We start from the raw sequence: 13129 nt of genomic DNA, 5'->3' as shown, positions 1-13129 counted from the left end.
TTATAGAAGGAGTGCAATAAAAATGCATAATATATATGATATTGTAATAATTGGAGGAGGTCCTGCAGGGCTTTCAGCAGCTATTTATGCTGCAAGGTCAAAGATGGATACATTAGTAATTGAACGTTCTAAATTTGGCGGACAAACAGCAACAACAGATGAAATTGAAAATTATCCAGGATCTATAGAAAATTGTACAGGACCACAGCTTGTTGAAAGAATGAGAAAACAGGCTGAAGATTTTGGAACAAAATTTGAAAAAGATGAAATATTAGAGGTAGATTTCACATCAAAAATTAAAGAACTTAAAGGTAATAAAGATATTTATAAAGCAAAAAGTGTAATAATAGCAACTGGTGCTTCACCTAAACTTGCAGGATTTAAAAATGAAATAGAGTTAAGAGGAAGAGGAATTTCTTATTGTGCTACATGTGATGCTGACTTTTTTACTGATTTAAATGTAGCTGTAGTTGGAGGTGGAGATTCAGCATTAACTGAAGCTATATATTTAACAAAGTTTGCAGAAAGTGTAACTATAATTCATAGAAGAGATAAATTTAGAGGAGTAAAATCTATACAAGAAAAAGTGTTTAATAATCCTAAAATTAAAGTAATATATGATTCTGTAGTTGAAGAAGCAATAGGGGATGGAATACTTGAAGGATTAATTATTAAAAATGTAAAAACAGGAGAAAAATCTAATCTTAAAGTTGATGGATGTTTTGTATTTGTTGGTTATGAACCTATTTCTGATTTATTTAAAGATAAAATAAAAATGAACGAAGCAGGTTATATAATTACAGATGAAGAAATGAAAACAAACATTTCAGGAGTATTTGCAGCAGGTGATATAAGAGTAAAATCTTTAAGGCAGGTTATTACAGCTGCTGCAGATGGAGCTATTGCTGCAACCAATGCAGAACATTATTTAGAAAACGAGTTTTAGGAATAAATTATTATGTAAAATTTATTTCTAAGGAGGTTTATTAAAGTATGATAGAACTTAACAATGAAAACTTTGAATCAGAAGTTATAAATTATAAAGAAAAACCAGTATTTGTAGATTTTTGGGGAGATAAATGTGAAATTTGTAAAAATTTAATGCCAGAGGTGCATAAATTAGAAGAAAAGTATAAAGACAAGATAAAGTTTGCAAGTTTAAATACTTCTGCTTTTGGAAAACTTGCAATATCTCAAAGAGTTTTAGGACTTCCTACTATGATAATATATAAAAATGGAGAAAAATATAAAACTATTACTCCAGATAAAATAAATAGTATAAAAGATGTAGAAAACTTTATTAAAATTGTTTATGATAATATTTAATATGAAAAGATTTTAAAAATTATCATTTAAAAATTAATAATTTAAAAATAAAATATGACAAAAATAATAAACAAAATTATAACAAAAATATGTATAAAAAGATAAAATATAATTAAAAAAGGGCATAGCTTTTGGCTATGTCCTTAAAAATATGTTATAATATTTTAAAAAGATAAAGTGAGGTGAGGATAATATGGATATTAATTTTAACTTAAATCTAACTCAAGAGCAAAAATTAATAATGACTCAAGAGATGCAATTATCAATAAAAATTTTACAAATGTCTAGCTTAGAACTTATAGAACACATAGAAAACGAAGTATTGGAAAATCCTGTTTTAGAAGCTGAGTATAATGAAAATTTACAAACATATGACGATAAAGATATAGTTAATTATAAAGAATTAATCAAGTATCTTGAGTTTGATAATTATAGTCATAATTATAATGAAAAAAATAATAATGAAGATGAAATCTCACCTTTTAATTTTATTTCAGAAAAATTAACTTTAAGAGAATATTTGATAAATCAAATTATTGACATAGGTGTAAAGGATTACCTAAAGCCTGTATGTGAATATATTATAAATAATTTAGATGAAAGAGGTTATTTAGAAATTGGAATTGATGAAATATCAAAACAATTTAATATAGAAAAAAATGATGCAGCTAAAGCATTAGATATTGTTCAAAGCCTTGATCCTTCAGGAATAGCTGCAAGAAATATTAAAGAATGTTTAATACTTCAACTAAAAAGAAAAAAATATGAAGATGAAAAATTATATACAATAGTAAATAATTATTTAGAGAATTTAGCAGAAAATAAATATTCAGATATTTCTAAAGCGTTAAATATTTCCTTAAAAGAAGTTCAATACTATGAAGATATAATAAAATCTCTTAATCCTAAGCCTTCTAGTGGGTTTTATACAGGAGAAGAGACAAGCTTTATTGTACCAGAGGCTTATATTAGAAAAATAGGTGAAGAGTATCATATAATAATAAATGATAATGTTTTGCCTAAATTAATAATAAATGAAAACTATAAAGAAATAGTAAAATTAAATGAAGATAAAGATGCTATTAGTTATGTTAAAGAAAAAATAAATAATGCACTTTTTTTAATGAAAAGTATAGAACATAGAAAAAGCACTATATATAAAGTTCTTTCTGAAATAGTAAAAATTCAAAAAGAATATTTTGATTATGGAGAAAAATATTTAAAACCTATGACTTTAAAAGATATAGCAGAAAAAATTGATATGAATGAATCTACAGTAAGCAGAGCTATAAAAGATAAATATATAAATACAAATAGAGGGTTAGTAAAAATAAAAGACTTATTTACTAATAAAGTAATTTTAAGCAGCAATAAAGATGAAACAATATCTACAAATATTGTAAAGAAAGAAATAAAAGAACTTATTGATAAAGAAGATAAAAAAAATCCTCTTTCTGATCAAGAAATATGTAATATATTAAATAAAAAAGGTATGAATATTTCTAGAAGAACAGTGGCAAAATATAGAGAAGAGATGAATATAAAATCTTCAAGTAAAAGAAAAAGATTTTAAATATTACAAAAAATTTTTTTGTTCACACTTTATTTACAATTTTTTTTTAAATACTAATTTAAAAAAATTAGTATTTAATTTATAATAGAAGTGGGACAAGAAGCAAACAGCTGGGACGTCTGTTGACCAAAGAGGTGTTTTTATTGCATGATGTATTAAAATCCGTACAAAAGCTTGTTCCTGAAACATTAGAACTTCTTCAAAAAAGATATGATATTTTGAGGACTATATATTATAATAGTCCTATAGGAAGAAGAATCCTTGCAAATAATTTAGGAATATCTGAAAGAATTGTAAGAAATGAAATAAATTTTTTAAAAAATCAAAATTTAATAAGTATAAATACTCCAGGTATGACACTAACTTCTGAAGGTATTGACGTATTAGAGAAACTTAAGGATTTTATACATGAGCTTAAAGGTCTTTCAGAAATAGAAAGTTACATAAAAAAATATTTGAATTTAAAAAATGTTATTATTGTTCCAGGAAATGCAGATGAAGATATAACTGTTCTTTCAGAACTTGGTAAGGCAGCATCTAATTTTATAAAAGAACTTTTAAAAGATAATTCAATTATAGCCTTAACTGGTGGTTCTACTATAAAATCAGTTATAGATAATATTCCTAATATAAGCAGTTTTAAAAATATTTTAGTTGTACCTGCGAGAGGTGGCATGGGAAGAAGTTTAGAAGTTCAGGCTAATAATCTTGCTGCTAATTTAGCACAAAAAATAGGAGCTAATTATAAACTTTTGCATGTGCCAGATAACTTAAGCAGTAATGCTTTAAGTGCTCTTTTAAATGAAAAAGATGTAAAAGAAGTTATAGAAAATGTTAAAAATTCACACATATTAATATATGGTATAGGAAGAGCAGATATAATGGCTCAAAAAAGAGGCTTAAGTGATGACAAAATAAAAAGCCTTATGGAAAAAGGTGCAGTAGGAGAAGCTTTAGGATATTATTTTAATAATAATGGAGAAGTAATATACTGTGCATCAACAATAATAGTTGAACATGATTTTTTAAAAAATATTAATAATTTAATAGCTGTTGCAGCAGGAAAATCCAAGGGAGAAGCTATAATTTCAGCTTTAAAAAGTATAAACAACACAACTCTTATAACAGATGAAGGTGCTGCTTTAGAAATTATTAATATTTTGAATAAAAAAGAGCAAACTATCTAATGTTCATAGTATATTTTATAAATTTAGTCAAATTATATTTTATATATATAATTTATTATATTTCATAGGAGGTAATATCAAATGGTAAAAGTTGGTATTAATGGTTTTGGAAGAATAGGAAGGAATGTGTTCAAGGCATTAGTTAAAAATTATGGCAATGAACTAGAAGTTGTTGCTATAAATGATTTAACTACTCCAGCAACACTTGCACATCTTTTAAAGTATGATTCCTTATTTGGAAAGTATAATGGAACTGTAGAAGCTACAGACAATTCCATTATAGTTGATGGAAAAGAAATAAAAATATTTGCTGAAAAAGAAGTTAAAAATATTCCTTGGGCTTCTGTTGGAGCAGAAATAATTATAGAATCAACTGGATTCTATACAGATGCTGAAAAAGCTAAAGGACATATGGAACAGGCTGGAGTTAAAAAAGTTCTTATATCAGCACCAGCTAAAAATGAAGATATAACAATAGTTATGGGAGTTAATGAAGATAAATACGATCCAGCTAACCATAACATAATTTCAAATGCTTCATGTACTACAAACTGCTTAGCACCATTTGCTAAAGTTCTTCATCAAGAATTTGGAATAGTTAAAGGTCTTATGACAACAGTTCATTCATATACAAATGACCAAAGAATACTTGATGGTCCACATAAAGATTTAAGAAGAGCTAGAGCAGCAGCAGAAAGCATGATACCTACAACAACTGGAGCTGCTAAAGCAGTTGCATTAGTTCTTCCAGAATTAAAAGGAAAATTAAATGGATTTTCATTAAGAGTTCCAACTCCAACAGTTTCATGCACAGATTTAGTTGCTGAATTAGAAAGAGAAGTAACAGTAGAAGAAGTAAATGCTGCATTCGAAAAAGCTGCTAATGGACCAATGAAAGGAATACTTGGAATAGAAAAAGAACCATTAGTATCTATGGACTTTAGAGGAGATGAAAGATCTTCTATAGTTGATGCTCCATCTACAATGGTTATAGGTGGAAACATGGTTAAAGTTGTTTCCTGGTATGACAATGAATGGGGTTATTCAAATAGATTAGCTGATTTAACTAAATACGTAGCTGATAGATTATAATTTAAAATAAATATATAGGTCTGGTTTTGTAGTTAGGGCTATAAACCCAGACCTTTATTAAATTTACATATAAAATTTATTATAAAGGAGATATTAATATGAAATTTAATAAAAAGACTATTGAAGATATTGAAGTTAAAGGAAAAAGAGTTTTAGTAAGATGTGATTTTAATGTACCAATGAAAGATGGAAAAATAACAGATGAAAATAGATTAAAAGGAGCACTTCCAACTATAAAATATTTAATAGAGCATGGTGCAAAAGTTATTCTTTGTTCACATTTAGGTAAAGCTAAAGGACCAGATCCAAGTTTAACTCTTGCTCCAGTTGCTAAGAGATTATCTGAAATGCTTGGAAAAGAAGTTATATTTGCTGCTGATGATGTAGTTGTTGGAGAAAATGCTAAAAAAGCAGTAGAAAACGCTAAAGAGGGAGACGTTATTCTTCTTGAAAATACTAGATTTAGAAAAGAAGAAGGAAAGAATGAAGATTCATTCTCAAAAGATTTAGCATCTCTAGCTGATGTTTATGTAAATGATGCTTTTGGTACAGCTCATAGAGCACATTGTTCAACAGTTGGAGTTACTAAATTTGTAGATACTGCTGTATGTGGCTACCTAATTCAAAAGGAATTAAAGTTCTTAGGAGATGCAGTTGAAAATCCAACAAGACCTTTTTGCGCAATATTAGGAGGAGCAAAGGTTGTTGATAAAATAGCTGTTATAGAAAACCTATTAGATAAAGTTGATACTTTAATAATAGGTGGTGGAATGGCTTATACTTTCTTTAAAGCTCAAGGCTATGAAATAGGCAAATCACTTCTTGATGAAGAAAGACTTGATTATGCAAAAGAAATGATGGAAAAAGCTAAGGCTAAAGGAGTTAAACTATTACTTCCTGTTGATAACAGAGTTGCACCAGAATATGCTGATGTTGAAGCTAAAATTACAGAAGATCAAAATGTACCAGAAGGGTATATGGGATTAGATATAGGGCCAAAATCTGAAAAAATATTTGCAGATGCTATAAAGGAAGCAAAAACAGTTATATGGAATGGACCTATGGGAGTTGCTGAATTTAAGAATTTTGCACAAGGTACTATAGCAGTTGCTAAAGCTATGGCTGAATCAGGAGCAACCACAATTATAGGTGGAGGAGATAGTGCTGCAGCTGTTAACAATCTTGGATTTGGTGATAAGATGACTCATATATCAACTGGCGGTGGAGCTTCATTAGAATTTTTAGAAGGTAAAGAACTTCCAGGAATAGCTGCACTTAACGACAAATAATAAAATATTAATAAATATTAATAAACAATTATTATTTATTAATATTTACATATAAAACTATAGTGATATAATAAAATCATAAAGATAATTAAGAATGAAGAGTATTCTTCATTCTTAATTATAAATAAACAAGTTTTTTAAAATAAAGATTTAAAATATAAAAAATTAATAATAAAGATTTAAAATAACTTGTTTATATTTATTAAGTAAAGAGAAAGTGGTGTTAAAATATGAGAAAGCCTATTATAGCAGGTAATTGGAAAATGCATAAAAATATAGAAGAATCTGTTCGCTTTATTGAAGAAATAAAACCATTAGTAAAAGATGCTAAATGTGAAGTAGTAGTATGTCCTACATTTTTAGCTTTAGAATCAGTTGTTAAAGTTTGTAAAGGAAGCAATATAAAAGTAGGAGCTCAAAATGTTCATTTTGAAGAAAAAGGAGCTTTTACAGGAGAAGTTGCTCCAGGAATGTTAGAAGCACTTGGAGTAGATTACGTTATAATAGGACATAGTGAGAGAAGACAATATTTCAATGAAACTGATGAAACTGTAAATAAAAAAATTAAGGCTGCATTTGCACATAATTTAATTCCAATACTTTGTGTTGGTGAAACTCTTGAAGAAAGAGAAAGTAATATAACAGAAAAAGTTATAGAAAAACAAATAACATTGGATTTAGAGGGATTAAATTCTGAACAAGTGGAGAAAATAGTTATAGCTTATGAGCCAATTTGGGCAATAGGCACTGGTAAAACTGCAACATCTGATCAAGCTAATGAAACCATAGCATTTATAAGAAGTGTTATAGCTAATATTTACGGAAGAGAAGTAGCAGAAAAAACTAGAATACAATATGGTGGTTCTGTTAAACCTTCAACTATAAGAGACCAAATGAGTAAATCAGACATAGATGGTGCATTAGTTGGGGGAGCAAGCTTGGTTGTAGAAGATTTTAGTGCTATTGTTAATTTTTAGATTTTAGGGGGAAAAGCCATGTCAAAAAAACCAGTTATGCTAATGATACTAGATGGATTTGGAATATCAGATAAAGTAGATGGTAATGCAGTAGCAGCAGCAAATAAACCTAATTATGATAAATATTTTAACACTTATCCGCATACAGAAATAGGAGCAAGTGGAATGGATGTTGGGCTTCCAAAAGGTCAGATGGGAAATTCTGAAGTTGGACATTTAAATATTGGAGCAGGAAGAATAATATATCAAGAATTGACAAGAATAACTAAAGCGATAGAAGATGGCGATTTTTTTAAAAAGCCGGAATTTAATGATGCAATTGACAAGGCAATTAAAAATTCTACCTCCCTTCATCTTTTAGGACTTTTATCTGATGGTGGAGTTCATTCACACATAGATCATTTAAAGGCTTTAATTAAGCTTGCTAAAGATAAAGGACTAAAAAAAGTATATGTTCATGCTTTTCTTGATGGAAGAGATGTTCAGCCAGGTTCAGGAAAAGATTTTGTTTTAGATTTAGAAAATTATATGAAAGAAATTGGATGTGGAAGTATAGCTACAATTTCTGGAAGATATTATGCTATGGATAGAGACAAAAGATGGGAAAGAATTCAGCTTGCTTATAATGCCATGGTTTTAGGAAAAGGAGAAACTGCATCTTCAGCTTTAGAAGCCATTGAAAAATCTTATAATGATAATAAAACAGATGAATTTGTACTTCCAACTGTTATATTAGAAAATGGAGAACCAAGAGCTAAAATTTCAAATGGAGATTCAGTAATATTCTTTAATTTTAGACCAGATAGAGCAAGAGAAATCACTAGAGCTATAAATGATAAAGTATTTGACGGTTTTGAGAGAGAAACTTTAAATTTAAATTATGTATGTATGACTCAATATGACAAAACTTTAGAAAATGTATCTGTAGCGTTTAAACCAGAATCTTACAATAATACATTAGGAGAGTATGTAAGTAAACTAGGCAAAAAACAACTTAGAATTGCTGAAACTGAAAAATATGCTCATGTTACATTCTTCTTTAACGGAGGAGTGGAAGCACCAAATGAAGGTGAAGATAGAGCTCTTATTCCTTCTCCTAAAGTTGCAACTTATGATTTAAAGCCAGAAATGAGTGCGTTTGAAGTTACTGATGAAGTAATTAAAAGATTAGATAGTGATAAATATGATATGATAATTCTAAATTATGCAAACCCAGATATGGTAGGCCATACAGGTGTGTTTGAAGCTGCTAAAAAAGCCATAGAAGCTGTTGATGTTTGTCTTGGTAAAGTAGTGGAAAAAGTTTTAGAAAAAGATGGTACAGTATTTATAACTGCTGATCATGGAAATGCTGAAACAATGATTGATTTTTCAACTGGAGAACCTATGACTGCTCATACAACTGATCCAGTTCCTTTCCTTTATATTTCTAAAGAAGCTAAGGGCAAAGAACTTAGAGAAGGCGGAAAACTTTGTGATATAGCTCCAACTATGCTTGAAGTTATGGGCCTTGAAATTCCATCTGAAATGACTGGAAAATCTTTAATAAAATAATTTAAATTAATTACTGCAGAGAGAAAATACTCTCTGCAGATAAAATATATATTAGAAAGGAGTTTTTTTATGAAAATGCATGTAGATATTGTAGATGTAACAGCAAGACAAATTCTTGATTCAAGATGTTTCCCTACTGTAGAAGTTGAAGTTACATTAGAAGATGGTACTATAGGAAGAGCTGCTGTTCCATCAGGAGCATCAACAGGTATATTTGAAGCTGTTGAATTAAGAGACAATGACAAATCAAAATTTAATGGAAAAGGTGTTCTTAAAGCTGTAGATAATGTAAATAATATCATAGCTCCAGAATTAATTGGTATGAATGTATTTGATCAAGTAGCGATAGATAAAACTATGCTTGAACTTGATGGGACTAAAAATAAAAGTAAATTAGGAGCAAATGCAACACTTGGGGTATCACTTGCTGTTGCACATGCTGCTGCTAACTATTTAGGTCTTCCTTTATATCAATATATAGGAGGAGTAAATGCAAAGGTTCTTCCAGTTCCAATGATGAACATAATAAATGGAGGAAAGCATGCTGATAATAATGTAGATCTTCAAGAATTTATGATTATGCCTGCAGGAGCTCCATCTTTTAGTGAAGCTTTAAGAATGAGTGCTGAAGTTTATCATGCTTTAAAAGCAAACTTAAAGGCTAAAGGATATGAAACAGGAGTTGGCGATGAAGGAGGATTTGCTCCTAATTTAAAATCTAATGAAGAAGCTATTCAAGTTATAATAGAAGCTATAGAAAAAGCTGGATATACTCCAGGAAAAGATATATATATAGCATTAGATCCAGCATCTTCAGAATTATTCGAAGATGGAAAATATAACTTAAAGGGAGAAGGAAAAGTTCTTACTCCAGAAGAAATGGTTAATTTTTATGTTGATTTAGTTAACAAATATCCAATAATTTCAATAGAAGATGGTATGGCAGAAGAAGATTGGGAAGGTTGGAAACTTATAACTGAAAAGCTTGGAAACAAAATTCAATTAGTTGGAGATGACCTTTTTGTAACTAATACTGAAAGACTTCAAATGGGTATCGAAAGAAAAACAGCTAACTCAATTCTTATAAAGCTTAATCAAATAGGAACACTTACAGAAACTCTTAATGCTATAGAAATGGCAGAAAGAGCTGGTTATACAGCAGTAGTTTCTCATAGAAGTGGTGAAACTGAAGATACAACTATAGCTGATTTAGTTGTAGCTATGAATGCAGGACAAATAAAAACTGGTGCTCCAGCAAGAAGTGAAAGAGTTGCAAAATATAATCAACTTTTAAGAATTGAACAAGAGCTTGGAGATATGGCTGAATACAGAGGAATAAAAGCATTTTATAACATAAAAAGATAATTAAAATATAAGAAGACCTTTCTGTATAATGCAGTAAGGTCTTTTTAATTATAGTTATTGTATTATATTTTTTAGTGTGATAAAATAACAATGTATAATTTTGCGGGAGGTATATGAAATGAAAACTGCACTTATAGTTGCACTTGTTATAATTTCTTTAATACTTATAGTTCTTGTATTTTTGCAACCAAGTAAGACAAATGGATTATCAGGATTTGTAGGTGGAGGAGCTGGAGATACATATTACAGCAAAAATAAAACAAAGACTTATGAAGGTATGTTATCTAGACTTACGGTTATTTTTGCTATTTTATTTGCCTTAGTTGTAATCGCATTAAATAAAGTTTAATAATTTTACTGTTAAAGTATAGTCTATAGGCTGTACTTTTTTATTTTATAATTTTAAATTTTGGATAATCTTGTTATAATTAATATAAGAATATTATTTAAAATAATACAAAAAATAGTATTAAGAATATTAATATAAAAAAGGAGAAAATAAAATGAATATAAGAGAAGCTATTATAGAATTTATGAGAGAAAAAGCTTATAAACCTATGTCAATATATGAACTGGCTAATAGTTTTAATATTAGCAAAGATGAATTCTATATTTTTGAAGACACTATAAATGAAATGGAAAAAGATGGTGAAATATTAAAAACAAGAACAGATCATTATGGACTTCCAGAAAGAATGGGACTTGTAGTAGGAAAACTTCAAGGGCATCAAAAAGGATATGGTTTTGTAATACCAGAAAACAATGAAAGCGATGTTTTTATACCTATATCAAGTATGAGTGGAGCAATGCATGGTGATAAAGTAATAGCAAAGGTTACTAAAGAAGAACAAGGAGGTAAAAGAAGAGAAGGAGAAATAATTAGAATACTTAAAAGAAACAATAAAACTATAATAGGCACCTATGAAGACAGCAAAAATTTTGGATTTGTAATAGCTGATAATAAGAGAATAGCACAGGATATATTTATTCCCAAAAATGATAAAAATGGAGCTAAAACAGGTCAAATAGTAATTGCAGAAATAACAGCTTGGCCAGATGGAAGAAGAAATCCAGAAGGAAGGATAATTGAAATACTTGGGAACAAAGGCGATAAGGGAATAGACATACTTACTATTATAAGAAAATATGGACTTCCAGAAGAATTTCCTCCTAAAGTAGAAAGATACGCTGATAATATATCAGAAGAAATACCAGAAGAAGAATATAAAAGACGTGAAGATTTAAGAAGTTTAAATATGGTAACTATAGATGGAGAAGATGCTAAAGATTTAGATGATGCTGTATCAATAGAAAGATTGCCTAATGGTAATTTTAAATTAGGTGTTCATATTGCTGATGTTTCTAATTATGTAAAAGAAAAAAATCCTCTTGATAAAGAAGCATTTAAAAGAGGTAATTCTGTTTATTTAATAGACAGAGTAATACCTATGCTGCCGAAAAAACTTTCAAATGGAGTATGCAGTTTAAATCCTAATGTAGATAGATTAGCATTAAGCTGTATTATGGAGATTGATAGAAATGGAAAAGTTTTAGATTATAAAATTGTTGAAAGCGTTATTAAAAGTAAAGAAAGAATGACTTATACAGATGTTACAAAAATACTTAGAGATAAAGATGAAAATCTCATAAAAAGATATGAATATCTTTATGAAGACTTTAAAGCTATGGAAGAGCTTTGCAATATACTTTATAAAAAAAGAATGAGTAGGGGAGCAATAGACTTTGAATTTGTAGAAAGCAAAATTATATTAGATGAAAATGGTAAAGCAATAGATGTTAAACCTTATGAAAGAGAAATAGCTAATAGAATAATAGAAGAATTTATGCTTGTATGTAATGAAACTATAGCAGAACATATGTTTTGGACTAATTTACCGTTTGTATATAGAATACATGAAGAACCAGATGAAGAAAAGTTAAATATTTTTCACGAATTTGTTTATAATTTAGGCTGTGTTGTAAAGTGGACTAAAGAAATCCACCCTAAAATACTTCAGGAAATAATTGAAAAATTTAAAGGTAAAAATGAAGAAACTGTTGTAAGTACGCTTCTTCTTCGTTCATTAAAGCAGGCAAGATATTCTCCAGAGTGTGTTGGACATTTTGGATTAGCAGCAAGATATTATTGCCATTTTACCTCTCCTATAAGACGTTATCCCGATTTAATTATTCATAGAATAATTAAAGAATATATAAATGGGCAAATAGATGAAAATAGAATTAGCAGGTTAAACAAAGAAGTTGAATATGCTTCTAAACAATCTTCTGAAATGGAAAGAGTTGCACAAGATGCTGAAAGAGAAGTAGATGATTTAAAGAAAGCTGAATATATGTTAGACAAAATAGGAGAAGTATACGAAGGTATAATTTCTTCTATAACAAGCTTTGGAGTATTTGTAGAGTTGCCTAATACTATAGAGGGATTAATTCACATAAGTTATTTTGATGATGATTATTATATATATGATGAAAAACATCTAAGTTTAATAGGAGAAAGGACTAAGAAAATATATAGATTAGGAGATAAAATAAAGGTTAAAGTTTCTAAAGTAAATATAGATGAAAGAGAAATTTATTTTGAATTTGCAGAAAAAGAAGAAAATGAAATTTCAGATGCAAATGTGTCTTTAGAAGAAGTTAAAGAAGAAAAAACTAAATAATAATAAAAATTTAAAGTAAGCTTCTTTATAATTCTGCTATTAAAACCTCATTCTTTTTTGTGAGTGAGGTGAGTTTACTATTAAA

The 13129-nt window shown here is 28.5% G+C and carries 11 protein-coding genes; all 11 read left to right on the top strand.

Going from position 1 to position 13129, the window contains the following annotated elements:
* Window positions 1-22: 22 nt before the first annotated feature.
* The 11 genes from trxB to rnr all read left to right on the top strand — a co-directional run bounded on the left by trxB (window position 23) and on the right by rnr (window position 13044).
* Window positions 23-946, top strand: a complete 924-nt coding sequence (trxB, locus tag B5D11_RS00735) for a thioredoxin-disulfide reductase (protein WP_078681128.1) — start codon at window positions 23-25, stop codon at window positions 944-946.
* 47 nt (window positions 947-993) lie between these two features.
* The gene (locus tag B5D11_RS00730; protein WP_078681127.1) at window positions 994-1326 is read left to right on the top strand and encodes a thioredoxin family protein; all 333 of its coding nucleotides are present in this window, start codon (window positions 994-996) and stop codon (window positions 1324-1326) included.
* A 199-nt stretch (window positions 1327-1525) separates the two neighbouring features.
* Window positions 1526-2899 (top strand): RNA polymerase factor sigma-54, encoded by a 1374-nt coding sequence (gene rpoN / locus B5D11_RS00725; protein ID WP_180376935.1) that lies wholly within the window; start codon window positions 1526-1528, stop codon window positions 2897-2899.
* Window positions 2900-3042: 143 nt separating this feature from the next.
* Window positions 3043-4086 carry a sugar-binding transcriptional regulator gene (locus B5D11_RS00720; RefSeq protein ID WP_078681125.1) on the top strand — a complete coding sequence of 348 codons (1044 nt, stop codon included), beginning with the start codon at window positions 3043-3045 and terminating at the stop codon, window positions 4084-4086.
* A gap of 81 nt (window positions 4087-4167) precedes the next feature.
* Entirely contained in the window at window positions 4168-5178 is a 1011-nt protein-coding gene (gene gap / locus B5D11_RS00715) for a type I glyceraldehyde-3-phosphate dehydrogenase (RefSeq protein WP_078681124.1), read from the top strand.
* 98 nt (window positions 5179-5276) lie between these two features.
* Entirely contained in the window at window positions 5277-6467 is a 1191-nt protein-coding gene (locus tag B5D11_RS00710; RefSeq protein WP_078681123.1) for a phosphoglycerate kinase, read from the top strand.
* Window positions 6468-6697: 230 nt separating this feature from the next.
* Window positions 6698-7444 (top strand): triose-phosphate isomerase, encoded by a 747-nt coding sequence (gene tpiA, locus B5D11_RS00705; protein WP_078681122.1) that lies wholly within the window; start codon window positions 6698-6700, stop codon window positions 7442-7444.
* 18 nt (window positions 7445-7462) lie between these two features.
* Window positions 7463-8998 (top strand): 2,3-bisphosphoglycerate-independent phosphoglycerate mutase, encoded by a 1536-nt coding sequence (gene gpmI, locus B5D11_RS00700; RefSeq protein WP_078681121.1) that lies wholly within the window; start codon window positions 7463-7465, stop codon window positions 8996-8998.
* A gap of 69 nt (window positions 8999-9067) precedes the next feature.
* Entirely contained in the window at window positions 9068-10363 is a 1296-nt protein-coding gene (gene eno / locus B5D11_RS00695; protein WP_078681120.1) for a phosphopyruvate hydratase, read from the top strand.
* 118 nt (window positions 10364-10481) lie between these two features.
* Window positions 10482-10712: a preprotein translocase subunit SecG gene (secG, locus tag B5D11_RS00690; protein WP_078681119.1), complete on the top strand. Its 231-nt coding sequence runs from the start codon at window positions 10482-10484 to the stop codon at window positions 10710-10712.
* A gap of 154 nt (window positions 10713-10866) precedes the next feature.
* Window positions 10867-13044, top strand: a complete 2178-nt coding sequence (gene rnr / locus B5D11_RS00685; RefSeq protein ID WP_078681118.1) for a ribonuclease R — start codon at window positions 10867-10869, stop codon at window positions 13042-13044.
* The last annotated feature ends 85 nt before the right edge of the window (window positions 13045-13129 follow it).

The organism is Clostridium sp. USBA 49, from assembly GCF_900167505.1.
GTDB classification, from domain to species: domain Bacteria; phylum Bacillota; class Clostridia; order Clostridiales; family Clostridiaceae; genus Clostridium_AT; species Clostridium_AT prolinivorans.
Note: the sequence above shows the minus strand (reverse complement) of the source record. Positions and strands in the feature narration are given on the sequence as shown.

Bases quoted from the DNA above. Each gene is read 5' to 3' on its own strand.
- trxB (WP_078681128.1), top strand. From the start codon at position 23: ATGCATAATATATATGATATTGTAATAATTGGAGGAGGTCCTGCAGGG.
- B5D11_RS00730 (WP_078681127.1), top strand. From the start codon at position 994: ATGATAGAACTTAACAATGAAAACTTTGAATCAGAAGTTATAAATTAT.
- gap (WP_078681124.1), top strand. From the start codon at position 4,168: ATGGTAAAAGTTGGTATTAATGGTTTTGGAAGAATAGGAAGGAATGTG.
- B5D11_RS00710 (WP_078681123.1), top strand. From the start codon at position 5,277: ATGAAATTTAATAAAAAGACTATTGAAGATATTGAAGTTAAAGGAAAA.
- tpiA (WP_078681122.1), top strand. From the start codon at position 6,698: ATGAGAAAGCCTATTATAGCAGGTAATTGGAAAATGCATAAAAATATA.
- gpmI (WP_078681121.1), top strand. From the start codon at position 7,463: ATGTCAAAAAAACCAGTTATGCTAATGATACTAGATGGATTTGGAATA.
- eno (WP_078681120.1), top strand. From the start codon at position 9,068: ATGAAAATGCATGTAGATATTGTAGATGTAACAGCAAGACAAATTCTT.
- secG (WP_078681119.1), top strand. From the start codon at position 10,482: ATGAAAACTGCACTTATAGTTGCACTTGTTATAATTTCTTTAATACTT.
- rnr (WP_078681118.1), top strand. From the start codon at position 10,867: ATGAATATAAGAGAAGCTATTATAGAATTTATGAGAGAAAAAGCTTAT.